Origin of the sequence: Methylocella sp., from assembly GCF_041905455.1 — a bacterium.
Lineage (GTDB): Bacteria > Pseudomonadota > Alphaproteobacteria > Rhizobiales > Beijerinckiaceae > Methylocapsa.
Window position 1 is genome coordinate 266,147 of sequence record NZ_JAYRLA010000001.1, and the last position, 23,919, is coordinate 290,065.

The 23,919-nt window shown below is 67.7% G+C and carries 21 protein-coding genes and 2 tRNA genes; 15 read left to right on the plus strand and 8 right to left on the minus strand.

The window, feature by feature from the left end; all coding sequences use genetic code 11:
- Nucleotides 1–79: 79 nt before the first annotated feature.
- From ACE3OG_RS01275 to ACE3OG_RS01290, 4 genes are all read right to left on the minus strand, one after another.
- Entirely contained in the window at nt 80–1,387 is a 1,308-nt protein-coding gene (locus ACE3OG_RS01275; protein WP_374305303.1) for a choice-of-anchor tandem repeat GloVer-containing protein, read from the minus strand.
- A gap of 100 nt (nt 1,388–1,487) precedes the next feature.
- Nucleotides 1,488–2,534, minus strand: coding sequence for an RluA family pseudouridine synthase (locus tag ACE3OG_RS01280; RefSeq protein ID WP_374305305.1), 1,047 nt, complete (start codon nt 2,532–2,534; stop codon nt 1,488–1,490).
- Between the two features lie 55 nt (nt 2,535–2,589).
- Nucleotides 2,590–3,492 (minus strand): efflux RND transporter periplasmic adaptor subunit, encoded by a 903-nt coding sequence (locus ACE3OG_RS01285; RefSeq protein ID WP_374305307.1) that lies wholly within the window; start codon nt 3,490–3,492, stop codon nt 2,590–2,592.
- A gap of 86 nt (nt 3,493–3,578) precedes the next feature.
- Nucleotides 3,579–3,652 (minus strand) — tRNA-Cys (locus ACE3OG_RS01290).
- A 168-nt stretch (nt 3,653–3,820) separates the two neighbouring features.
- On the opposite strand from ACE3OG_RS01290, the gene ACE3OG_RS01295 reads away from it, so the two are divergent.
- The 4 genes from ACE3OG_RS01295 to ACE3OG_RS01310 all read left to right on the plus strand — a co-directional run bounded on the left by ACE3OG_RS01295 (nt 3,821) and on the right by ACE3OG_RS01310 (nt 8,309).
- Nucleotides 3,821–3,896: transfer RNA gene (locus ACE3OG_RS01295), tRNA-Asn, on the plus strand.
- 360 nt (nt 3,897–4,256) lie between these two features.
- On the plus strand, nt 4,257–5,381 hold the full coding sequence (locus ACE3OG_RS01300; protein WP_374305309.1) for an HPP family protein: 1,125 nt from the start codon (nt 4,257–4,259) through the stop codon (nt 5,379–5,381).
- A gap of 260 nt (nt 5,382–5,641) precedes the next feature.
- Nucleotides 5,642–6,868 carry a polysaccharide biosynthesis/export family protein gene (locus ACE3OG_RS01305; protein ID WP_374305311.1) on the plus strand — a complete coding sequence of 409 codons (1,227 nt, stop codon included), beginning with the start codon at nt 5,642–5,644 and terminating at the stop codon, nt 6,866–6,868.
- A 190-nt stretch (nt 6,869–7,058) separates the two neighbouring features.
- The gene (locus ACE3OG_RS01310) at nt 7,059–8,309 is read left to right on the plus strand and encodes a WcaI family glycosyltransferase (protein ID WP_374305313.1); all 1,251 of its coding nucleotides are present in this window, start codon (nt 7,059–7,061) and stop codon (nt 8,307–8,309) included.
- Nucleotides 8,310–8,626: 317 nt separating this feature from the next.
- Here the strand turns inward: ACE3OG_RS01310 and ACE3OG_RS01315 are convergent, their stop codons facing one another.
- On the minus strand, nt 8,627–9,235 hold the full coding sequence (locus tag ACE3OG_RS01315; RefSeq protein ID WP_374305315.1) for a TetR/AcrR family transcriptional regulator: 609 nt from the start codon (nt 9,233–9,235) through the stop codon (nt 8,627–8,629).
- 332 nt (nt 9,236–9,567) lie between these two features.
- Between ACE3OG_RS01315 and ACE3OG_RS01320 the strand changes: the two genes are divergently transcribed.
- The 8 genes from ACE3OG_RS01320 to ACE3OG_RS01355 all read left to right on the plus strand — a co-directional run bounded on the left by ACE3OG_RS01320 (nt 9,568) and on the right by ACE3OG_RS01355 (nt 17,028).
- Nucleotides 9,568–10,302, plus strand: coding sequence for an autoinducer binding domain-containing protein (locus ACE3OG_RS01320; protein ID WP_374305317.1), 735 nt, complete (start codon nt 9,568–9,570; stop codon nt 10,300–10,302).
- A 242-nt stretch (nt 10,303–10,544) separates the two neighbouring features.
- Nucleotides 10,545–11,162, plus strand: a complete 618-nt coding sequence (locus tag ACE3OG_RS01325) for an acyl-homoserine-lactone synthase (RefSeq protein ID WP_374305319.1) — start codon at nt 10,545–10,547, stop codon at nt 11,160–11,162.
- Nucleotides 11,163–11,376: 214 nt separating this feature from the next.
- The gene (locus ACE3OG_RS01330; protein ID WP_374305321.1) at nt 11,377–12,129 is read left to right on the plus strand and encodes a sulfite exporter TauE/SafE family protein; all 753 of its coding nucleotides are present in this window, start codon (nt 11,377–11,379) and stop codon (nt 12,127–12,129) included.
- Entirely contained in the window at nt 12,129–13,115 is a 987-nt protein-coding gene (locus ACE3OG_RS01335; RefSeq protein WP_374305323.1) for an NAD(P)H-quinone oxidoreductase, read from the plus strand. The genes ACE3OG_RS01330 and ACE3OG_RS01335 overlap by 1 nt, the downstream gene beginning before the upstream one ends.
- Before the next feature lie 19 nt (nt 13,116–13,134).
- Entirely contained in the window at nt 13,135–13,560 is a 426-nt protein-coding gene (gene arsC / locus ACE3OG_RS01340) for an arsenate reductase (glutaredoxin) (RefSeq protein WP_374305325.1), read from the plus strand.
- Nucleotides 13,561–13,634: 74 nt separating this feature from the next.
- Complete coding sequence (locus tag ACE3OG_RS01345; protein WP_374305327.1) at nt 13,635–14,243, plus strand: class I SAM-dependent methyltransferase; 609 nt, start codon at nt 13,635–13,637, stop codon at nt 14,241–14,243.
- A gap of 291 nt (nt 14,244–14,534) precedes the next feature.
- Nucleotides 14,535–15,152: a 30S ribosomal protein S4 gene (rpsD, locus tag ACE3OG_RS01350; RefSeq protein ID WP_374305329.1), complete on the plus strand. Its 618-nt coding sequence runs from the start codon at nt 14,535–14,537 to the stop codon at nt 15,150–15,152.
- 244 nt (nt 15,153–15,396) lie between these two features.
- Nucleotides 15,397–17,028: an OFA family MFS transporter gene (locus ACE3OG_RS01355; protein ID WP_374305330.1), complete on the plus strand. Its 1,632-nt coding sequence runs from the start codon at nt 15,397–15,399 to the stop codon at nt 17,026–17,028.
- Nucleotides 17,029–17,083: 55 nt separating this feature from the next.
- Here the strand turns inward: ACE3OG_RS01355 and ACE3OG_RS01360 are convergent, their stop codons facing one another.
- A complete protein-coding gene (locus ACE3OG_RS01360; protein WP_374305332.1) occupies nt 17,084–18,601 on the minus strand; it encodes an acyl--CoA ligase in 1,518 nt (505 codons plus the stop codon).
- A gap of 31 nt (nt 18,602–18,632) precedes the next feature.
- Nucleotides 18,633–19,634, minus strand: coding sequence for a 2-dehydropantoate 2-reductase (locus ACE3OG_RS01365; RefSeq protein ID WP_374305334.1), 1,002 nt, complete (start codon nt 19,632–19,634; stop codon nt 18,633–18,635).
- A 17-nt stretch (nt 19,635–19,651) separates the two neighbouring features.
- Between ACE3OG_RS01365 and ACE3OG_RS01370 the strand changes: the two genes are divergently transcribed.
- From ACE3OG_RS01370 to ACE3OG_RS01380, 3 genes are all read left to right on the plus strand, one after another.
- A complete protein-coding gene (locus ACE3OG_RS01370) occupies nt 19,652–19,840 on the plus strand; it encodes a hypothetical protein (protein ID WP_374305336.1) in 189 nt (62 codons plus the stop codon).
- Between the two features lie 256 nt (nt 19,841–20,096).
- The gene (oxlT, locus tag ACE3OG_RS01375) at nt 20,097–21,275 is read left to right on the plus strand and encodes an oxalate/formate MFS antiporter (RefSeq protein ID WP_374305648.1); all 1,179 of its coding nucleotides are present in this window, start codon (nt 20,097–20,099) and stop codon (nt 21,273–21,275) included.
- Between the two features lie 84 nt (nt 21,276–21,359).
- A complete protein-coding gene (locus tag ACE3OG_RS01380; protein ID WP_374305338.1) occupies nt 21,360–22,130 on the plus strand; it encodes a fumarylacetoacetate hydrolase family protein in 771 nt (256 codons plus the stop codon).
- 49 nt (nt 22,131–22,179) lie between these two features.
- On the opposite strand, the gene ACE3OG_RS01385 is transcribed toward ACE3OG_RS01380, so the two are convergent.
- The coding region (locus ACE3OG_RS01385) for a hypothetical protein (protein ID WP_374305340.1) at nt 22,180–23,919 on the minus strand (1,740 nt) is incomplete at its 5' end.

Consider the following 23,919-nt stretch of genomic DNA (forward strand, 5'->3'; position numbering starts at 1 on the left):
CGTATTTCGTTTGGACCTGAATGCCCTGCTTGTGTCCGTAATTTAAACCGAACATTTCATAAAACGTTGGAGATGCGATTTACTCAAGCTGATAGACGGATCCGCAGCCGGCGGAAATATCGGAGACGCCGTATCCGCCATTCTGCGATGTTCCGAAAAGCGTCCCGCGCGAATTCCTGACGACGCCGCTAAAAATAGCGCCGACGTCATGTTCGAGACCGTCGGAATGATGAAGCGTGGTGACGGTCCAGGATGTGTGGCCCGCTGCCGGAGGCGAAAATTTAAAAACAGCCGCCCATAGAGAAACTAACCCCGTCGTGCCGTAGAGGACGCCCTTGGCGTCAATCGCCAGCGGCGCCATCGGCTGTCCCATGTTATACGGCTGCGGCCTGAGAGGCCAAAAGCTGTAAAGCTGGGTCTTCTTCCATCGCCCGCCCGCCTGCGCCGGCGGCGTGAGCTGAAAGATCGATCCCTGATCATAAAGTCCGCCAGTTTGCGTCGTGCCGTAAAGAACGCCGTGCGGATCCATGACCAAGCTCGCCTGTGGATTCCTTCCGTCGGGGCGGCCGTTGAAACGATACAACAGGGTCTTGGCCCACAGCGTCCTTCCGGCGGCGGGCGGCGTCAGCTTGAAGACCGTGCCGTTTTTGCCGTAGCCGTTGAACGGCGTCGTGCCGTAAAGGGCGCCCTGTCCGTCGAGAATGAGCGGGGCCACCGGATTTGCTCCGTCCGCGTCACCTTTGAAGCTGTAGATGATTTTATAGGTCCATTGGGTTTTTCCAGCAGTCGGCGGCGCCAGCCTGAAGATTGCGCCAACGCCATTCGCGCCGCCCTCCTCCGTCGTTCCGTAAAGCGCGCCCGCCGCGTCCATCACGAGGCCGCCCATCGGCGTATCGCCGCCCGCCTGGCCCGTGAAGCTCCAGAGCACCGTATATCGCCATCGAGTCTCGCCGGCAGGAGGCGGCGCAATCCTGAACACCACGCCTGAACCAAAGGCTCCCCCGTGCGAGGCGACGCCATAGACGGCGCCTTGCCTGTCGAGGATCAGATCGCCTTTTTCAAAGAACCTATCGAGCGGGTAGCCGCCCTTTCCCATGCTGAAGTCGTAAAGTGCTGCCTTCGTCCATTTTGTCTTTCCGGCGGCGGGCGGGGCCAGCCTGAACGCCTGCCCATAGCCATATCTTCCGCCGTTGATCGTCATGCCATAGAGCGCGTCGGCCTTGTCCATCGCCAGCGTCGAATAGGGGTTGCAGCCATCGGCGCCGCTCTTGAACTCATAGAGAAGCGTAAGTTTCGTGTTGTCGCCGGCGGCCGCGGAGTTAAAGCCATTGGCGCACACCAGAATCGTAAAGGCGGATGCGCTGATGTAGCTTGATAATGAAATCATTATTATCACCCAATACAAATTTCTCAAATAGACTTTGACGGGTAAACTGTATCAACCGGAGGCGCGTCGGCGTCAAGCAGGACAAACCGGCGAGCCGCGCCTATTCCGGCGCGTCCTCGATCGGATCGGCGCGCTTGACGTCGAAGCCGAACAGCTCGAACGAGTTCGCCATATGCGGCGGCGGCGGCGCGGTCACGTCGAGGACGCCGCCGCGCGGATGCGGCAGCACGAGGCGGCGCGCCAGAAGATGCAGCTTGCGCTCGACCTGATCGGGCAGGGCGCGCAGCGGATCGTTGCGGCGCGGATCGTTCTTCGGCTTCAGCCCATATTTCGGATCGCCGACGATCGGATGGCCGATCGCCTCGGCATGCGCGCGCAGCTGGTGCGTGCGTCCGGTGATCGGCTTCATCGACAGCCAGGCGACGCGGTGCGGCACGCTCTCGACGGTGGCGTAATAGGTCACGGAATGGCGCGCGTCCTCGTCACCATGCCTGGCGACGCGCATCTTCTCGAGCGCGGCGCGGTCTTCGCCCGGGCGGCGCGGGCGCGCCTCCATGCCCTCGCCTTTGGCGAGATAGAGCGAAATCCTGCCCTGCGCCGGCTTGGGAACGCCCTCGACCAGCGCCCAGTAGATCTTGCGCGCCTCGCGCGAGCGGAAAATCTCGCCGAGGTCCGCGGCGATTTTCCGCGTTTTCGCCACGAGCAGCACGCCGGAGGTGTCGCGGTCGAGCCGGTGCACGAGGACAGGCCGCTCGCCGCGCTCGTTCGGCAGCGAGGCGAGCATGCCGTCGATGTGCCGCTTCATTCCCGAGCCGCCCTGCACGGCGAGGCCGTAGGGCTTGTTCAGCACGAGAAGGTCCTTGTCCTCGAACAGGATCATCGCGCGCAGGTCGTTCGCGTCTTCTTCGGAGATTTTCGGCGCCTCAGGCGTCGCCGGCGCGTCGAGGTTGAGCGGGGGCACGCGCACGCTCTGGCCCTGCGCCAGCCGCGTCGCCGTCTTGACCCGCGCGCCGTCGACGCGCACCTGGCCGGTGCGTACGATCTTGTTGAGATGCGACAGCGACAGCGAAGGGATCCGCCGCTTGAACCAGCGGTCGAGCCGCAGCCCGTCCTCGTCCTCGGTCACCAGATAGCTTTGCGCGCTCAATGCGGCGTCCTTTCGATTCGCGGCCGCCGCCCGCGCCGGACGGCGAAGGCGCGGCTCAAGGCGCGGGCCGCACGAGGTCGCCCTCGCGCAGGAAGGCGCCGGCCCGCGCGACGACGACGTCGCCGGGCTCGAGCCCCTCGACGATCTCGGCCTGCGTCGCGTCCGAGAGCCCCAGCCTGACGCGCCGCGTCTCCACCCGGTCGCCCCGCACGGCCTGCACGATTGCGCCCTCGGGCCCGTAGAGAATCGCCGACAGCGGCGCGGCGGGGCCGCAGCTCTGGCCGGCGTCGACGATGGCGGTGACGAAGGCGCCGGGCCTCAGGCCCGCCCATGAGCTGAGCTGGATGCGGGCGCGGCCCTGCTGCAGCATCGGATCGACCTGCGGCAGGACGAGGCGGACGGAGCCGGCGAGTTCGGCGCCGTCGAGCGCGACGATGCGCGCGATTTGCCCCGGCTTGACCCTCGCGAGGGCGCCGAGCGGAAGCCGCGCCTCGGCCTCGAGCTCGCCGCCGCGCGCGATCGTGAACATCGGATCGGCCTTGGCCGAGGCGGGCATGCCGACGGCGATTCGCCCGATGAGCACCGTTCCGGCCGCCGGCGCGGTCATCGTCGTCTTGGTCGGCAGGCCGGGCAGCCAGTCCGGGCGCGTCAGCTGCGCGAGCGGCTGGCCGGCGGAGACGCTCGCCCCGTCCTCGACGAGGATCTGCGCGAGCTGCAGCCCCTCGTATTCGGGCCGCAGCGCGATCTCCTCGCGCGCCACGGCGAGCCCCTCGAGCCGCAGCCTGTCGACGAAGCACTGCGTCTTCGCCGTCGCGACGCTGACCGTCATCGGCGCCGGACCGCGCGTCGTCTCGGGCGGCTGCGCGAAGACGGCGTGCGAGGCGAGCAGCGCGCAGATGAAGAGGGAGAAGACCGGCGGCGCGGGAAGCGCGGGAGCGCGCGGAACGCGTCGAGGCATGGGCCGAACTCCGGGCGTCCGCCTGGCGATGTCGAACGCCCGGCGATGTCGAAGCCGGCGGAGCGCGGCGTCGGCGCGTGTCGCGATGGAGGCCTCGCCCGGAATCGAACCGGGGTGCAAGGATTTGCAGTCCTCTGCGTAGCCACTCCGCCACGAGGCCCCGTCGCGACGACGACGCGCCACCGCCTATAGCAAAGGAGGCGGCGCGCAGGCAATGCTTCGCCCTCGCCGCGGCGCGAGAAATGTCCTGGCGGGCGCGCTCGAATTGGCGCTTTGCAATCCGCGGCTGGCTTGCTATATGCCGCATCCGTCCGGCGCGCCGGCTTGGTCCCTGATAGCTCAGCTGGTAGAGCAATCGACTGTTAATCGATCGGTCGCAGGTTCGAGTCCTGCTCAGGGAGCCATCATCTGTTCGGGCCCGTTCTGCTTCGTCCGTAATTATCTGAAAAATATGCGGATAAAGCCGATCTTCCGTTCTAGTTCGTCCCGTTGCGTCCCGAAAATTGCTGGCGCAGTCATTGGCCTTCGCCCGATTGGCTTCATGACGGAGGAATGACGGGCCGCGGCTTTCTCCCTTCAGCGTCCTCCCTTCAGCGTCGTCCGTGCCGAACGAGTCGGGAATTTGGAACGCCCGGCGACGGCCCCCGCCTTACGAGACGCTACGCGCGCCGCGGGATTGCCGACGAGCGCGCCAGATGTAAAAATATTCAAGCGCGAGCCTGCTCAAGACGTCAGAACCTCGCTGGAAAAATGCGCCAGGGCGTATGGCTGAAACCTCCGATCCTTCCCTCGCCAAGCCGCGAGGCGCCCGGCTCCGTTTCTTCGTTCCGATCCTCGCGGGCGCAAATCTTCGCGAACGCCTGATCGCCTGCCTCGGCGCTCTGATCGGCGTCGGCCTGACGGGGCTCGTATGTGGTCTGACGCTCGGCGACGATCCGCATTTGCCATTTTTAGTCGCTCCCATCGGAGCGTCGGCCGTTTTGCTGTTTGCGGTGCCGTCCAGCCCGCTCGCCCAGCCTTGGTCGATCATCGGCGGCAATACGCTGTCGGCGTTTGCGGGCTTCTTTGTCGGGCAGATCATCCATGAGCCGATGATCGCCGCCGGCGCGGGCGTCGCCATCGCCATCGCCGTGATGTCCTTGACGCGGTGCCTGCATCCCCCGGGGGGCGCCGCCGCCTTGACCGCCGTGCTGGGCGGCCCGGCCGTGGCGAAGTGGGGCGTGTTTTTCCCGCTGGCGCCAGTTGCGCTGAATTCCTGCATTCTGGTGGCCTTGGGCATATTGTTTCACCGTCTGTCGCGCCGCAACTATCCCCATGTTCCAGCCGCCGCGCCGGTCAATGTTCATGGGACTGCGGACCCGCCCCCGTCCGCGAGGGTCGGCTTTCGAAAGGAGGATATCGACGCGGCGCTGGCGAAGCTGGGCGAGGTGTTCGACATCGATCGCCGCGACATCGAGCGGCTGCTGCAGGAAGTGGAGCTGCAGGCGATTATCCGCGCGCACGGAAATCTTAGCTGCGCCGACATCATGTCCCGCGACGTCGTCGCCATTCGGCCGTACGCGCTCCGAGAGCAGGCCATGTCGCTCCTGCTGCAGCACAACATTCGCGTTCTGCCGGTCACGGATGACGGCGGACGCCTGTTAGGCGCAGTCGGCCTGCGCGAGCTCGCGCGGGTGGACGCGCGAATTCCCGATGCGCTCTACAAGCCTGCGACAGCCTCGCCGTCGGCGCCGGCGCTTAGCCTTTTACCGCTCCTCGTCGACGGACGAGCGCACGCCGTCCTCATCACCGACGCCGGAAACCGGCTGCTGGGGCTCGTCTCGCAGAACGATCTCATGAGCGCAATGGGCCGTCTGCTTCTTCGCTCCGCCCAATCAGAGAATGGCTGAAACGAAGGCTTGGCCGATGGACCTTCGACGGTTTCGGCGTCCTTCCCCGTCCTTTAAAAATACGGCTGGCGCTGACCTCGCTGACCCGAAGTCCACGCGCCCGTCCCGAGCCTTCCCTGCGCCGTGTCTTAACCGGCGCTGTGCCAAAATTGCTACATGCTGCGCCATACCGGCCTGAATCCCGGCCATGGGCGTCAGAGTCTCTGGCCCGCGCCGGCCGCGCGGAGTAATTGTCAGGGAATTACGCGGGGATGAGATTCATGCGGGGATTGCGAGTGTCCGGGATAGCCCTGCTGGCCAGCGCTCTTGCGAGCGTCGGCGGGTGCTCCTTCTTTCCGAACGACGGCCCTGTCTCGGTCGACGTTCAGTCCGAGAAATCCGACCTTCTCCCCTACGCCCTGGTGAAGCTTTCGCCGGAGGTCGTCGACATTCTCGCGGCCTATGAGCCGAAGGGCCTCGCCGGCACCTTCACCGACCGCAAGCCGGCCTCGAACATCAAGTTCGGAATCGGCGACATCGTTTCGTCCACCGTGTTCGAGGCGACCGCGGGCGGCCTGTTCATCCCGCTCGACGCCGGCGCGCGGCCCGGCAACTATGTGACGCTGCCCGACCAGGCGATCGACAACAACGGCAACATCACCATTCCCTTCGCGGGCGTCGTGCGCGCCGCCGGCCGCACCAACGTCGAGATCCAGAACGACATCGTCAACCGGATCAAGAACCGCGCCATCGAGCCGCAGGTCATCGTCAGCCTGGCGCAGCAGCGCACCTCCCTCATCAGCGTCGTCGGCGAGGTGAACACGCCCTTGCGCTTCGCCGTGCCTGCGACCGGCGCGGGCGACCGCATCCTCGACGCCATCACCCGCGCGGGCGGCATCAAGGGGCAGGGCTTCTCGACCTGGGTCATGCTGGAGCGCGGCGGCAAGCGCGCGACGGTGCCCTTCGAAAACCTCGTGATGAACCCGTCCAACAACATTTACATTCAGCCGGGCGACCGCATCTACGTCTATCAGGAACAGCAGAAGTTCATCGTCTTCGGCGGCGCGGGCGAGGGAGCCGGGCAGGGCGAGTTCAATTTCGACGCCTGGCGCATCAACCTCGCCGAGGCGGTGGCCAAGGCGGGCGGCCTCAACGACGTGCGGGCCGACGCAAGCGCGGTGTTCCTCTATCGCCGCGAGCCGAAGGAAGTCGCCAAGCTGCTCGGCGTCGACGTCTCGCGCTTCTCGGGTGATCTCGTGCCGGTCATCTTCCAGGTCAATCTGCGCGACCCGGGCGGCTATTTCATCGCGACCCGCACGCAGATGCGCAACGGGGACGTGATCTTCGTCGCCAACGCGCAGTCCTACAATCTCACGAAGTTCTTCAATTTCGTGAACACGGTGACCGACGCCTCGATCGGTATGTCCAACGCCGGCACCGGCTGGCCGACCGCCGTGCAGGCGCTCGGCAAGGGCCGCGCGCTGCCCAGCATCACCTACGTGCAGTAGTAGAAAGGCGGCCGAGCCGCCTCCTCTCCCGCAAACGCCTTGCGGCCCGATCCTGCGGGCCGCAAGGTTTTCGCCGCGCGCTCCGGAGGACTCCGCGGCGGCTTCGATCGGCGCCGGATCGCCGCGGGCGCGGCCCTTGCTTGCCGCGGCAGGCGCGGCCTCCTCGCGGCGCCTCTCTTTATGGGCCTCGATGCGATCCTCCTCCAAGACCGGCGACAAGCGTCTGAAGATCCTCATCGTCGGCGAAAATTACGCGCCGGAGATGACCGGCGTCGGGCGCTACACGGGAGAAATCGGCGCCTATCTCGCCGAATGCGGCTACGACGTCTCCGTCGTCGCCGCGCCGCCGCATTATCCGGGCTGGCGCGTGAGGGCGCCCTACAGCGCCTGGCGTTACGCGAGGGAGCGGCTCGACGGCGTCAAGGTCACGCGCTGCCCGATCGTCCTGCGAGAGGAGATGCGCGGAATCTGGCGCCTGATCGCGCCAGCGAGCTTCGCCGCCGCAAGCCTGCCGCCGGCTCTCTGGGCCGCCGTCGTGGAACGCCCGGACGTGGTGCTCTGCATCGAGCCGACGCTGATGGTCGCGCCCGCCGGCCTCTTCGCCAGGCTGTTCGGCGCGCGGCTCCTTCTGCATGTGCAGGACCTTGAATTCGACGCCGCCTTCGCGGTCGGCCATCTCAGGGGCGGCGCGCTGAAGCGCGCGCTGTTCGGCTTCGAGTCCTGGCTGCTGAAGCGCTTCGACGGGATCGTCACCATCTCCGGGCAGATGAGCAAGCGGCTCGTCGAGAAGGGCGTCGATCCGGCGCGGCTCAGGATCGTGCGCAACTGGGTCGATCTCGACAAGATCCGTCCGATGCAGGGACAAAACGCCTTTCGCGCGGAGCTCGGCCTCGGCGCCGACGATTTCGTCGCGCTCTACGCCGGCAACATCGGCGCGAAGCAGGCGCTCGAGGTCGCGCTCGACGCCGCGCGACGACTCGCCGGCAGGACCAACGTCCATTTTGTCGTCGCCGGCGACGGTCCAGAGAAAGCGCGCCTCATGCGTGACTACGGCGACCTCGCCAACGTGCGCTTCCTGCCGCTGCAGCCCGAGGAGCGGCTGTGCGAGCTCTTGAACCTCGCCGACCTGCATATCCTGCCGCAGTCGCGGGGCGCGGCCGACCTGGTGCTGCCGTCGAAGCTCGGCGGCATGCTGGCGAGCGGCAAGCCCGTGCTGGCGACGGCGGACGCGGGGACCGAGCTTCACGAGGTGCTGAGCGGCGTCGGCGTTCTCGTGCCGGCGGGAGACAGCGAGGCGATGGCCGTCGAAATTGCGCGGCTCGCGGCCGAAGGTCGCCATCCGGCGCTCGGCGACGGGCGCGCGCTGGCGAGCATGTTCGCGCGCGAGGCCTGCCTTGCGCAGTTTCGCGCTTTCGTCGACGGCGCGGCGGCGTCGGTCTGATCGGACGCGCGCCTGAAGGTTGCGCCGGCGCCGAGCGGGCGTCGTTTGCTCCGCTTCGCCAAGAGCGACATTGCGTCGCAAGGGCGTCACGACGCGCGAAAGCTTGATCCAGCGCATCGCCGCCGGGAACAGGTTCTTGCGATGGAAGAAGAGTTTGGCGAAAAAAATTGAAGCGCCGTTGTAGAAGTCTTGGCGAAGCTGACGCATCATGTCGACGAGCTTGGCGCCGGCGGTCATCGCGACCACGGCCGCCCCTGAACATCAAGAGGCGGAACATGAGGTTCGATGAAGCCGATTCGCGGCGCCGCGCGCAGCCCTCAGGCGTCGGCTCCGCCGCCGCGCAACGACACAAGGCAGAAATCGACCATCTGGTCGAGCGTCGGCTCCGGCTCTTGGGCGCATTCGACCATAAGTCGCGGATGGCAGAACCGCACGCAGGCGCTGCGCACAAGGATCGCGGCGAGGTCGCAATCGTCGATCCTGAACTCGCCCACCCTGACGCCCTCGCCGACGATCGCGGAGAGGCTGGCGTTGAGCGCGCTGGAATGCTGCTGCACGATCGGCCAGCTTTCGTTGAAGGCCGTCTCCAGCAACTCGTGAAGCTTGCGGTTGGCGACGAAACGCTGCGCGTTGGCCTTCTCGAGGGAGGCGATGGCGGCGCGCAGCTTGGCGGGCGCAGGCTCGCGTCCGCCGACGACGGCGTCGACGTCCTTCTCCATCTGCGACAGGAGCCGCCGCGCGACCGCCTCGTTGATTTCAGCCTTGGCGGAAAAAAACCGATAAACGTTGGCCGGCGACATGCGCAGCTCGCGCGCGATGTCGGCGACGGTCGTTTTCTGGAATCCGATCTGGCTGAACAGGCGTTCGGCGACGTCAACGATGTTCTGGCGCGTGTCGCTTTCCCTCTGCTCGCTGACGATTTTCATTCTACCACTATTCCCAGCCGACTCGGGGCACCATACAACATGAGATTTTGAAAATCCTGCCCTATATGGGACAGGAAAGAGATTCTACGGTGACTTCTCCGCCGATTCGGGAGAAATGGACTTTCAGCAAGCCGCTGTTTCATCTGCAATTTTACTGAACCTCGTCGGAAACGGGGAAGCAGGGGCGTTTCAACGATAATTGTATTTGCGCGGCGTAGTGTTATTATCACTCGCTCATATTCTAGAACAAGCCTGACCTGAGGAAAAGGCGAGCCGCTCCAAGCGCGGAGGCGGAACTGAGAAGAAGCGCCGGACGCGGCGGGAGTGGTGGAATGCAGGGCCTCGAAGAAGTCAATATCCGCAAGCTGCTCGATCTGGAAGCGGATCTAAGCGACGAGACGCTTGACGGCTTCATCGAATATATCCGCAAGCATTACAGCCTCGCCCACATCGCCTATCTGTGCCCGTCCTTTCGCGGCCGCTCGGTCCTCGACCCTTTCACCGCCCTGACTTACAGCGAGGCGTGGGTCGAGCATTACAAGGACGAAGGGTACGGACTCATCGATCCTGTGCATAACATCGGCGCGCGCTCCGTCCTCCCCATCGACTGGGCGCGGCTCCCTCGCGGCGAGCGCAAGGTCCAGAAGCTGTTCGGGGAGGCGCGCGACGCCGGCATAGGGCGTCAGGGGCTGACGATCCCCGTCCGCGGCCCGACCAACGGCCTTTGGGCGCTGTTCACCGTCACCTCCGACGAGAACGACTCGCAGTGGGCCCAGCGCCGCTTCGAGCTGACGCGGGACATGGTGCATATCGCGCATTACGTGCATCAGCGGGCGTACCGGCTGCACGCCAAGGAGGACGAACTCGACCTCAACACCATCACCAAGCGTGAGATCGAGGCGCTCGAATGGTCGGCCGAAGGCAAGTCGCTGGCCGACACCGCCGTCCTGATGCGCATTTCGGTCGAAACCGTCAAGGCGCACCTTGATTCCGCAAGGTTCAAGCTTCAGGCCCTCAATCGCGTCCACGCCGTCACCAAGGCGATTCGCGCGGGCCTGATCCGGTAGGCGGCGGACTCGCCTCTCAATATATAGAATTTTTATCTCAATAGATGTTCGACCGCCGCCGGGCGGGTCGTCCGCCGCCGCATGGACGTTCCGCAGGCGGGCGTTTCGCGCATTGCGGGAAAGGCGAGCCTGCCTCGCGCCCGCCTGATATCATGCGCGCGCCTGATATCCCCGATCGGGGGAATATGCTGACCAACGACCGGGCGGAATATTGGGCGCACCAATTCCTTCCGGAGCCCATCATGATCACCATCGTCTACGGTTACGAGCGCGAAGAACGGCCCGAGCTTTTCGCGGAGATGTTTCGCCAGCGCAAACAGGTTTTCGTCGATCAGAAGAAATGGGACGTGAAAGTCGTCGACGGCCAGTTCGAGATCGACGAATACGACCGCGACGACACGGTCTATGTTTGCAGCATGCGGCCGGACGGCACGCTCGCCGGCTCGATCCGCCTGCTCAACACCTTGACGGACCACATGGCCAGCGGTCCGTTCCAGAAGCTTTTCCCTGAGCTGACAATTCGTTCGCCGACGATCTGGGAGGCGACCCGCTTCGCCGTGCCGGACGACACGCGGATGCAGCCGAACGGGCTGTCGCGCGCGGCCTGCGAGATCATGCTCGGAACGTGCCTGTTCGGCCTCGATCACGGCGTTTCGCAGATCGTCGCCATCTACGAGGCGCCGATGGCGCGCGTCTACCGCAAATGCGGCGTCAGGCACTACGTGCTTGGGCGTCACCGCAGCCCCGAGCACGGGGCCATCCATTTCGCTCTCGGCGAGGTTTCGCGCGAGACCGAGGCTTCGATCAGGCAGGCCACCGGCCTCATGCTGCTCGAAGCCGTCGCTGAAGCCGCGGAATAAGCGGCTCGGGAGGCGCGACGCCACCCGGCGGCGCCGCGCGACGCAAAGGCCGGATGAAGTTGAAAAGGCGTCGAGAAACTGGACCGCCCGCGGAGCGCAAGCCCCGCGGGCGGATCGGCGTCGAACCGGATTTTTCTTCCCGCGCCGCGCCTTGCGTCCTATGAACGGCCGCGGCGGCGGCGGCGACGCGTCGTCGCTCCGCAGGAGGCACGCCGTGTTCGCTCTATTCGTCGTCGCCCTCGCAGCCTTCGCGGCGGGCGTCATCAACGCCCTGGCCGGGGGCGGCTCCTTTCTCACGCTGCCGGCGATGATCGCCGCGGGCGCGCCGCCGATCGCCGCCAACGCTTCGAGCACGCTCGCGCTGTTCCCGGGCCAGGTCGCGACCGCCTACGCCGCCCGGGACGGGCTCGCCGAGGCGGCCAGGGATCCGCGCATCGACGCCAGGATTCTTGGCGTCATCAGCCTCGTCGGCGGCTTCGTCGGCGGCCTGCTGCTGCTCTTCACGCCGGCCAGCGTCTTCGCCGCGCTCGTTCCCTGGCTGATCCTGTTCGCCACCCTCCTGTTCGCCGGGGGCTCGATGCTGCGCCCCGACAGCAAGCTGCTGCGCATCAACCGCAGCGGCGTCTTCGCCGCGCAGGCGATGGTCGCCGTCTACGGCGGCTATTTCGGCGGAGGCATCGGCATATTGATGCTGGCCGCGCTGACCCTTTACGGGCTGCGCGACATCTGGCTCATGAACAGCCTGAAGATCTTCCTCGCCACGCTGATGAACGCGTCCGCGGTGGCGGCGCTGGCCTTCACCGATCTCATCCACTGGCGCCTCACGCTCATCGCCGCGGTCGCCGCGGTGCTTGGCGGCTATGTCGGCGTCCACGCCGCCCGCCGCCTGCCGACGAAGGTCGTGCGCGGCTTCGTCGTCGTGATGGGCGCGGTCCTCACCGTCTATTTCTTCATGAAGGCGCCGTGATGCGTTACGCTTATTTCGAGGGCGCCGGCGGCCCCGAGGTCGTGCGGGTCGGCGAAGGCGCAAAGCCCGAGCCTCGCGCGGGGGAGGTCCTGATCGAGGTGATGGCGGCGGGCGTGAACCGGCCCGATTGCGCGCAGCGCCGGGGCGTCTACCCGCCGCCGCCGGGCGAATCGGACGTTCCCGGCCTTGAGGTCGCCGGCCGCGTCGTCGCGCTCGGGGAGGGAGCCGTCGCGCTCAAGGTCGGCGACGAGGTCTGCGCACTTTTAGGCTCGGGGGGCTACGCCGAGTTCGCGCGCGCGGCCGAGGCGCTGTGCCTGCCGGTTCCCTCCGGCCTCAGCCTCGTCGAGGCGGCGGCGCTGCCCGAGGCCGCCTTCACCGTCTTCGACAATGTGTTCACGCGCGGGCGCCTCGCGCCCGGCGAGACGCTGCTCGTCCATGGCGGATCGAGCGGGATCGGCTCGATGGCGATCCAGCTCGCGACGGCGCTCGGGGCGAAGGTCGTCGCCACCGCCGGCTCGGACGAGAAATGCGCCTTCTGCCAAAGCCTCGGGGCGGAGCTCGCGATCAATTACCGGACGCAGGATTTCGTCGCGGAAGCGAAGGCGTTCACCGGCGGCGCCGGCGTCGACGTCATTCTCGACATGGTCGGCGCGCCCTATTTCGCGCGCAACCTGTCGGCGCTGGCGCTCGAAGGGCGGCTCGTCGAGATCGCCTGCCTCGGCGGGGCGAAGCTCGAGGGCGCGAATCTCTGGCCGTTGATCCTGCGCCGCCTCACGGTCACGGGCTCGACGCTGCGCGCGCGCACGCTGACGCAGAAGGCGGCGATCGCCGCCGCGTTGCGCGAGAAGGTCTGGCCGCTCGTCGCGGCCGGACGGGTGAAGCCCGTGATCGCGGCGCGCTTTCCGCTGGAGAAAGCCGGCGGGGCTCATGCGCTGATGGAGTCGTCCGCCCATATGGGCAAGATCGCGCTGGTCATGCGCGACTGAGAACAAAAGGCGCTCGCCGATGGACGTGATCATCTACCACAATCCGCGCTGCGGAACCTCCCGCACGGCGCTTGGCCTCATCCGCAACGCCGGCGTCGAGCCGCATGTCGTCGAATATCTGAAGACGCCGCCGTCGCGTCGGATGATCCTCGACCTCGCCGCCCGCGCCGGCGTTCCGCTCGCCGCCCTGCTGCGCGACAAGGAGCCGGAGTTCGCGAAGCTCCGGCTCGGCGAGCCGGACGTCGACGACGAGCGCCGCCTCGACGCGATCGAGAAGTTTCCGAACCTGCTCAACCGGCCGATCGTCGTCTCGCCGAAGGGCGCGCGCCTGTGCCGTCCCGCCGAGCTCGTCCTCGATCTCCTGCCGCCGCAGCAGGGCGAATTCTTCAAGGAGAACGGCGAGCGCGTCGTCGACGAGCGCGGGCGCCACGTCGCCACGGGCTGAAGGCGCGACGGTCGGAGCGGGCCGGCCCGTTTTCGCCGCCGGAGCGGCGGGATCGTCTTGACCTCGAGGGCTTCGTGGCGGATTTGTCCGACTGCGTCATCCCCCACTATGAACGGCATGCCCATGCTTGGGATGCGGACCGGCGAAGGAGCGTCTGGAACGACAAGCCGTGGCGCGATCGGTTCGTCGCAGCCCTGCCGACAGGCGCGAGCGTGCTTGATCCTGGATGCGGCTCCGGCGCGCCCGTCGCCCTGAACATGGCCGTTTGCGGGCTGGCTGTGACCGGCGTCGATGCGTCCCCGAGCCTGATTTCGCTTTGCCGCCAGCGGACGCCAGGTCACCGATGGGTCGTCGGCGACATGCGCTCTCCGCCGATCCGCGGGAGGTTCGACGGAGTTCTCGCATGGGACAGCTTCTTTCATCTCACGCCCGGCGACCAGCGACGCATGTTTCAGGTCTTCGCCGAACATAGCCGTCGCCAAAGCATCCTGATGTTCAACGCGGGACCGGCGCATGGCGAAGCTATCGGGAATTACCGGGGGGACCCGCTGTACCACGCCAGCCTGGACCCTGCGGAATACGGGAGCCTGCTTGACGGGATCGGCTTCGACGTCGTCGCCCACGCCGCCGAGGACCGCGAGGCGGGGGGACGAACGGTCTGGCTCGCGCGGTCGCGCGCCTGAAATTCAAACCGGGACGCACCCCGCCCTTGACGCGGCGTGCGCGCCGGGCTAAGCGCTCACCCTTCGCCGCGCCTTCATGGCGCGGCGATCGTTTTGGGCGACAGCCCTGAACACACGCACCCGCGGCGCGCCTCGCGCGCCTGTCGGCTCCCATGGCGCAAGCCAGCGGAGCAGAGGAGGGCGCGTTCCTCCGGCTGCGGGGGACGCGAGTTCGCACGCCGCGCCTTTCCGGGCGTCGGGCGTCCGCGCGCGCGCCTCTCGCCGCCCTTTCCGGTTTGCAGAGGACACGCGATGACAAAGCGCGCAGAAGCCAAGTATAAAATCGACCGCCGCATGGGCCAGAACATCTGGGGGCGGCCCAAGAGCCCGGTCAACCGGCGCGAATACGGCCCCGGCCAGCACGGCCAGCGGCGCAAGGGCAAGCTTTCCGACTTCGGCACCCAGCTGAAGGCCAAGCAGAAGCTCAAGGGCTATTACGGCAATATCTCCGAGAAGCAGTTCCGCAAATATTACGCCGAGGCGATCCGCATGCGCGGCGACTCGGGCGACAATCTGATCGCGCTGCTCGAGCGCCGCCTCGACGCCGTGGTGTACCGCGCCAAATTCACGCCGACCGTCTTCGCCGCGCGCCAGTTCGTGAACCACGGCCACGTCAAGGTGAATGGCAAGCGCGTCAACATCGCCTCCTATCTCGTCAAGGTCGGCGACCTCGTCGAGGTCAAGGACGCCTCGCGCGAGCTCGCCATTGTGATCGAGGCGAAGTCGCTCGCCGAGCGCGACGTGCCCGACTATTACGAGGTCGACCACAAGAAGATGTCGGCCAAGATCACCCGCCTTCCGCTGCCGGCCGAAGTGCCCTATCCGGTGATGATGGAGCCGAACCTCGTAATCGAGTTCTACTCGCGCTGACGTCCGTCCAGCGCAGGTCTTTTCGAGCTGGCCGAACGTGAAACTATTTCATCGCCGCCGGACGCGATGGGCGCCTAATCAGAAAATGTTCTGACAGAATCAAAAAAATCATGAACGCCCGCCGCAGCGGGCGTTTTTTTTTGGTTAGGATTGCGGTGCGCGCTGAAGAAAGACTCGGGCGCGCGTCTTCGATTTTCGCTCCGCCGCAAAGAGCGGACGACAAAGCCTCTGGAGGAAAACCCTGATGACAAGCGCTGGTTACGAAGGCGCGACGACAAGCCCTGGCTTTTTGTCGCGCGAATACACGGTGGCCAAGCCCGGCTTCAACCGCTGGCTCTCGCCGCCGGCCGCTCTCGCCACCCATCTGTGCATCGGCATGGCCTATGGACTCAGCGTCTTCTGGCTGCCGCTCTCGCGCGCGCTCGGGATCAGCGCGCCCGTCGCGTGCCCCGACATGTCGGTCGTGACCGCGCTGTTCACCAGGACCTGCGACTGGCGCGTCAGCGACCTGCTCGTCGCCTTCGAGCTCGGCATCGTCTTTCTCGGCCTCTCGGCGGCGGCGTTCGGCGGCTGGCTCGAGCGCGCCGGCCCGCGCAAGGCGGCTCTCGTCGCGGCGCTGTGCTGGGGCGGCGGCTTCCTGATCGGCGCCTACGCGGTCTACGTCCACCAGCTCTGGCTGCTCTGGCTCGGGCTCGGCGTCATCGGCGGGATCGGCCTTGGCCTTGGCTATATCTCGCCAGTGTCGACGCTGATCAAATGGTTCCCCGACCGGCGCGGCATGGCCACCGGCATGGCCATCATGGGCTTCGGCGGCGGCGCGATGATCGGCTCGCCGCTCGCCAACCTGCTCATGAACGAGTTCCGCACGCCGACCGACGTCGGCGTGTGGCAGACCATGGCGACGCTCGGCGTCATCTATCTCATCGTCATGCTGTGCGGCGCCTTCGGCTACCGCGTGCCGCCGAAGAACTGGACGCCCGAGGGCTTCACGCCGCGCCAGAGCGCGAACGCGCTCGTCACCCATGGCGACGTGGCGCTGAACGACGCGCACAAGACGCCGCAGTTCTGGCTGATCTGGACGATGCTGTGCATGAACGTTTCGGCCGGCATCGGCGTGCTCGCCATGGCCTCGCCGATGCTGCAGGAGATCTTCGCCGGCTCGCTCATCGGACAGCCGGGCGTTGCTTTCTCCGCCCTCGACACGGCGCAGAAGGCCGCCGTGGCCGGCGTCGCGGCGGGCTTCGTCGGGCTGCTTTCGCTGTTCAACATCGGCGGCCGCTTCGCGTGGGCGTCGTTCTCAGACAAGATCGGCCGTAAGGCGACCTACTTCACCTTCTTCGGCCTCGGCATCGCGCTCTACCTGCTGGCCCCGACCTTCGCCCACATGGGCTCGAAGCTGCTGTTCGTCGCCGCCACCTGCGTCATCCTGTCGATGTACGGCGGCGGCTTCTCGACGGTTCCGGCGTATCTCGCCGACATCTTCGGAACGCGCTTCGTCGGCGCGATCCATGGACGGCTTCTGACGGCCTGGTCGACGGCCGGCGTCGTCGGTCCCGTCGTCGTCGGCTACATCCGCGACGCGCAGATCGCGGCGGGCGTCGAGCGGGCGCTGGTCTACGACCGCACGATGTACATTCTCGCAGGCTTCCTCGTCGTCGGCCTCGTCTGCAACGCGCTGGTGCGGCCGGTCGATCCGAAATGGCTGATCAAGGACGACGAGACGCCGCATCGCCATCTCGCCGCGGCCGGCGGCGGCTCGCAGGGAATCGGCGCGGGAAGCTTCGGCGTCGGGGCGGCGATTCCCTGGGCGCTCATCGGCGTGCCAGTTCTGTGGGGCATATGGAAGGCGCTGGAAAGCGCCGCCAAGATGTTTTGAACGCGCAAAAAAAGCCCCGGAGCGATCCGGGGCTTTTTTCCTTGGGGGAGACGCTTCAGGCGAGGCCGAGCTTCTGGGCGAGCCCGATGCGCTGCAGCTTGCCCGTCGCGCCCTTCGGAATCTCGGTCATGAACAGGATCTTCTTCGGCGTCTTGAAGGCGGCGATCTTGTTCGACAGGAAGCCGCGCAGCTCCTGCTCGGTGGCGCTCGCGCCCTCGCGCAGCACGACGACGGCGGCGACGTCCTCGCCGAGCTTGTCGTGCGGCACGGCGAAGGTCACGACCTGCAGCACCGCCGGATGGTCCATCAGGGCTTCGTCCACCTCGCGCGGGGAAAATTTCTCGCCGCCTCGGTTGATGATCTCCTTGAGGCGGCCGGTGAGGCTCACGTAGCCGTCTTCGTCCATCACCCCCTGGTCGCCGGTGCGGAACCAGCCCTTGGTGAAGGCCTCGGCGTTGGCCTTGGGGTTGTTCTCATAGCCCGCCGTGACGTTCTCGCCGCGGATCACGATCTCGCCGATCTGGCCGGCGCCGAGGAGCTCGCCCTTCTCGTCCATGATCGCCACCTCGGGGCCGGCGGCGACGCCGACCGAGCCCGGCTTGCGCGCGCCGTCGAGCGGGTTGCAGGCCATCTGGTGCGAGGCTTCGGTCATGCCGTAGGCCTCGATCACCGGCGCGTGGAAGGTCGCCTCGAGCTCGGCGATGACCTGCGGCGGCAGCGAGGACGACGACGAGCGGATGAAGCGCAGCGGATAGCGCGCGATCGTCTCCTTGTTCCCCCCCGCGCGCGTCAGGATCGCCTGATGCATGGTCGGCACGGCGGTGTACCAGGTCGGCTTCGACGCCTCCATCTGGCTGAAGAACTTCAGCGCGTTGAAGCCCGGCGTGCAATAGATCTGGCCGCCGCGCGACAGCGGCGCGAGCGTGCCGGCGATCAGGCCGTGGATGTGGAACAGCGGCATGATGTTGAGGCCGCGGTCGGCGGCCGTGAAGGCCAGCGTCCTGGCGATGTTGTCGGCCGACTTCGTGACGTTGGTCTGGGTCAGCGGCACGATCTTCGGGCGCGAGGTGGTGCCCGAGGTGTGCAGGATCAGGGCGACGTCGTCAGGCTGGGCGAAGCCGGGGCTCGCCGCGGCGCCGGGCGCGCCGCCCGACAGCGTGAACAGGCCGGCGCCAGCCTTCGGGTCGGGCGTCAGGGTCAGAACCTGCACGCCGAGCTTCTTCGCCGCCTCGAGGGCGGGCGAGGCGCTGCCGGCCTCGACGACGAGCGCCTTCGCCTTGAGGTCGCTCATGTAGAATTCGAACTCGTCGGCCCTGTAGCCCGGATTGAGCGGCGCCGAGGTCGCCCCGGAGGCGATCGCGACGAAGGCGGTGGCCATCTCGGGACCGTTCGGCAGCACGATGGCGACGCGGTCGCCGCGCCCGACGCCGAAGCCGTTCAGCGCCGCGACGGTGTCCTTCACCAGCTTGCGGAAAGCGTCGTAGGTCAGCGGGGCGGCGTCGGGCGCGGCGATCGCGACGTCCCCGCCGGCGCCCTGCGCGAGCAGCCCCTCGAGGGTGCGGAAAGCGGTCATCTGATGCTCCTTGTTCGATACGGTCCCGGCGTCAGGCGGGAGAAACGACGAGCCGGCCATTCTCCCTGGCGAGCGTCTGCTGAAGCAGTTTCGCGAGGGCGTAGACGGCGCACAGACGCGGCGTCGGAATTTGCGTGATGCGGCCGAGCTCGATCGCCGAGCCGAGCAGCGCCTCGATCTCCATCGCGCGGCCGGCCTCGACGTCCTGCAGCATCGAGGTCTTGTGCGCGCCGACCGCCTCGGCGCCGGCGATGCGCTTTTCGAGCGGGATGCGGAAGCGCACGCCGAGCGACTCGCCGACGGCCTGCGCCTCGCGCATCATGTCGGCGGCGAGCTCGCGGGTCAGCGGGAAGCGGCAGATGTCCTCGAGCGTCGCATGGGTCAGCGCGCTGATCGGATTGAAGCTCAGGTTGCCCCAGAGCTTGGTCCACAATTCGCTGCGCACGTCGGTGGCGATCGGCGCCTTGAAGCCGGCGTGCGTGAAGGCCTGCGAGACTTTCTGCACCCGCTCGCTCTTCGAGCCGTCGAGCTCGGCGAGGGTGAAGCGCTCGCCCTCGATATGGCGGATGACGCCGGGCTTCTCGATCTCCGCCGCCGGATAGACGACGCTGGCGATCACGCGCGAGACCGGCAGATTGTCGGCGATCACCCCGCCCGGATCGACGCTTTCGAGGCGCGTTCCCTCATGCGGCCCGCCGAGGCCGAAGAAATACCACCACGGAATGCCGTTCTGCGCCGTCAGCACCATGGTCTCGCCATGCATCGCGGCGGCGAGGTCGGGGGCGACGGCCGCCACCTGATGCGCCTTCATGCCGAGGATGATGAGATCCTGCTCGCCGAGGTCGGCGAGGCGGGAGGAGGCCTTGACCGGAGCGACGATGGTTTCGCCTTCCTCGATCAGCGTGAGGCCGTTCGTGGAGATCGCCGCGAGCTGCGGGCCGCGCGCGACCACGCTGACCTCCTCGCCGGCATGGGCGAGCTTGGCCGCCAGAAGGCCGCCGATGGCGCCGGCGCCGATGACGCATATCTTCATTGGACGGAACCCGCTCCTTGGTGGAAGTCTCGCCTCGAACGGCCCAGTGTTCGCCGCACATGCTGCTTAAGCGCAAAAAACGGCCGCCGGGTCAATCCCGGCCGCCGCCAGCCTCCGTCAGGAGCAGCGTCGATCCGGCGGCGGCGGCCGCGAAAATCCTGTCGCCGAACGATCGAAACGCCGCTGCGCCGGATGATTTCGCCTGAGGCGGGCGCGACAATACCTCGCGGCGCAGCATGTTCAAGCTGATGTCGCGTCGCTACTACACGGTTAATCTTTTTTTCTCGCAAAGAAAAATTTGCTTGTATCGGGTTCCCCGCGCCCGCACTTTACGCCGCCGGCAGGCGTGCTTGAACAATAACAATTCAGTCGAGGTTCGAGGTGGTGGCGCAAGATTCAGTGTTGGCGGGCAGCGATCCGCGGCCCAACAGGTGGCTGCAGCTTCTGCTGGGCGTGATCTGCATGACGATGATCGCCAACCTGCAATATGGCTGGACGCTGTTCGTCAATCCGATGCAGGCGAAGCACGGGTGGGACCGCACCTCCATCCAGATCGCCTTCACGATCTTCATCGTCGCCGAAACCTGGCTCGTGCCGGTCCACGGCTATTTCACCGACCGCGTCGGCCCGCGGACCGTCATCCTCCTCGCCGGCCTTCTATGCGGCCTCGCCTGGATCCTGAACTCGCTTGCGACCAATCTGACGACGCTCTATTTCGCGCAGGCGATCGGCGGCGTCGGCGCCGGCGCGGTCTATGGCGCGAGCATCGGCAGCGCGCTGAAATGGTTCCCCGACCGGCGCGGCCTCGCGGCCGGCGTCACGGCGGCGGGCTTCGGCATGGGCTCGGCGCTGACCATCGTGCCGATCGCCACGATCATCGGCAATCAGGGCTATGAGAAGGCCTTCCTCTACTTCGGCCTGCTGCAGGGCGTCGTGCTGTGCGTGTGCGCCCTGTTCCTTGTCGCGCCGCAGAAGGCCGACGAGCCGCTGAAGGCGCAGTTCGCGCCGGCGCAGAGGCAGTACAACGCGTGGGAGATGGCGCGCACGCCGGTATTCTGGCTGATGTACGCGATGTTCGTGATGATGGCGGCGGGCGGCCTGATGGCGACGGCCCAGCTCGGCCCCATCGCCAAGGATTTCGGCGTCGAGAGCGTTCCGGTCAGCTTCCTCGGGCTCACCCTGCCGGCGCTCACTTTCGCCCTGTCGATCGACCGCGTCCTCAACGGCGTCACGCGGCCTTTCTTCGGCTGGGTCTCGGACAAGATCGGCCGCGAGCAGACGATGTTCGTCGCCTTCGGCCTCGAAGGCCTCGCGATCCTCGCGCTCAGCCAGTGGGGCCACACGCCCGGCATGTTCGTGCTGCTGACCGGCCTCGTGTTCTTCGCCTGGGGCGAGATCTATAGCCTGTTCCCGGCGACCTGCGCCGACACCTTCGGCTCGAAGCACGCCGCCGCCAACGCCGGCCTTCTCTATACGGCGAAGGGCACCGGCGCGCTGCTCGTGCCGTTCTCCAGCATGCTGACGGCGGCGACCGGCGGCTGGCACCTGACCTTCTGGACCGCCGCGGCGCTCAATATCGCGACGGCGATCCTCGCCGTGCTCGTGCTCGCGCCGATGCGGCGCCGGTTTCTCGGCCGCTAGCGCCGCGGAGCCGAAGCCCGCGCGCGCCTGCGGGCGCGGGCGGTTTCGCGTCTTGTCCCTTTCCAGCTCCCGGACCGCGCAGCCATGACGCTCTGGTGCCGAATCGAACATGAGGGCCGCCCGCGCGCGGGCGTCCTTGAAGGCGAATCCATCCGTCTTCACGAGGGAAGCTGTCCGCTCGCTCCCGGCGCCGCGACCGGCGAGGAGACGCCGGCGGCGGGCGCGCGCTGGCTCACGCCGACGGCGGCGGGCAAGATGGTCGCGCTGTGGAACAATTTTCACGCCGCAGCGCAAAAGAACGGCTGGGCGATCCCGTCCGAGCCTCTTTATTTCCTCAAGACCCCGCAGTGCTTCGCCGCCCACGCGCAGCCGATTCCGCAGCCGCGCGCCCATGAAGGGCGGGTGTTCTACGAGGGAGAGCTCGGGATCGTCGTCGGCCGGACCTGCCGCGCCATCGCGCCCGAGGAGGCCGAAGCGCATATCTTCGGCTACACCTGCGTCGACGACGTCACGGCGATGGAGCTTCTGACGCGCGACGCCTCCTTCGCGCAATGGACGCGGGCCAAGAATTTCGACGGCTTCGGCGCCTTCGGCCCCGTCGTCGCGACGGGCCTTGATCCGCTGGCGCTGCGCGTCAGGACGCTCGTCAACGGCCGCGAGCGGCAGAACTACGGGCTCGACGACATGATCTTCACGCCGGCCGAGCTCGTCGCCCGCATCTCCGCCGACCTTACGCTGGAGCCCGGCGACGTCATCGCCTGCGGCACCTCGCTCGGCGTGCTGCCGATGAAGCCCGGAACGACCGTCGAAGTCGTCATCGAGGGCGTCGGCGTCCTGCGCAACGTCTACGGTTGAGCGGCGGACGCGGCGCGAAGGCGCGCCGTCGACCGCCGGCCTTCGCGCCTCACGCGGGCGGCGAGAACAGCCTCACCTCCGCGATCGCCTCGCGCAGCTCCTCCTTGCCGATCCGCGCATGCGCCGACGCGAGCGCGCGCAGGGCGGCGGCGAGGCGCGGGCCGATCCTGTGATGGTCGAACACCGGTTCGTCGCCGGGCCCGAGGAGGGACGTCTCGAGCGCGGCGAAATCCGCGCGCGCGCCGGCGCAGTCGAGGGCGAGCGCGAGGGCGAGGGCGGGGCGCGCCCGCGTCGGCGCGAGCGCGCGCAGCAGGCGGTAGAGATTGAAGAAGCGCTTCAGCGCCCGCGCCGTCGTTCCGGCGATCGGGGCGAGGGCCTGGAGGAGCGCCTCCTCGTCGGGGCCGAGCGGCTCGTCGAGCGCCGAGCGCGTCGCGTCGGGCGCCGCCGGCGCCGGCGCTCCGGCCTCGCGCGCGCCGAGCAGCGCGCGCATCTGCTCCGCCGGGTCGCGGCGGCCGTACAGCTCGGGAACCGACAGCGGCGCGGCGATCCACCGCGCGAGCTCGTCGGGGCCGCCGGCGATCGCGGCGGGGTCGAGCGCGACGAATTCGACGAAGCCGCGTCCGGGCGAAAATCCGAGGAGCTCGCGCGCCCGCGCCGGCTCTACCCGGTCGAGCCCGTCGAGCGCGAGAATGATCCGGCGCGGCGTCCCGGCGCCCGCCTTGTCCATCTGCGCGCCGACGGCGGCGATGAAGCGCTGCGCCTGCTGCCGGACGAGGTCGGCGGCGAAGGGCGAGGGTTCGCTCGTCGCGGAACTCGCCTGCCCGCCGGCGCGGCGCTCGGCTTCCGCCGCCTTGCGGCTCAACCGCTCGACTTCCGCGCCGAGGTCTTGCGCGCGGCGCGCCTGATGCGCGATGAAGCCGTCGCTCTCCCGCCGCTTGTCGGCGAGGTCGGCCTTGAGCAATTCGTCGCTGCGCGACAGGAGTCGCAGCAGCCGCCCGCCGCGCCACAGGTTGGAGGCGACGGCGAGCGCGGCGCCGGCGTAGCAGGCGAGGCGCAGGACCTCGAGCCAGCCGACGTTGCGGCTGGCGAAGCCCGCCGCCTCGCCCATCTCGGGCTGCGCCGCGATCCAGCCGATCCATGCGCCCTGATGCGCCTGCGCGAGGCCGACGCCGAAGGCGACGAGGGCGAGGACGGCCGCCCAGATGAGCCGGTTGGCCTGGCCCTTGAGCCCCCAGAACAGGTTGGCGACGAAGCTCACGCGCGAGGCGCCGCGCGAGTCGGCGAGCGTGCGCACCATATCCTTGTAGGCGGCGACGGCGTCGCCGCCGAGGCCGAAGCGCGCCAACGCCGCGGGGATGACCCCCCGCAGGCGCGCCACCTCGGCGGCGCCCCTGGAGCCCCGCGTTTCGTAAAGCACGGTGTCGGTCAGCCGCGCCCGGTGCGCCTCGGCCTCCTCGAGCAGGCGGCGCTCGGCCTGCAGCTGGCGGCTCGCCGCGTCGAGCCGCTCGAAGGCCTCGCGCGCGGCGAGGCCCGGATCGCGCGCGGCGCAGCTCGCCTCAAGGCCAAGCTGCGGCGCGTCGATGGCGAGGCGCCCGTAGAGCGCTCCGGCGATCGCGGTCGCCGGATGGCCCTCGAGGTCGGCGGCCTCGAGCTTTAGCGTCAGCGTCTCGCCGACGAAGGGCGAGCCGGGCGCGGGGGGGGGCGCGGGGGGGGGGGGGGGGCGGCGGGCGCGGGGGGGGGGGTGGCGCGGCCACATGGGAGGTGCGGCCCGCCCGGGGCGGCCCGCCCC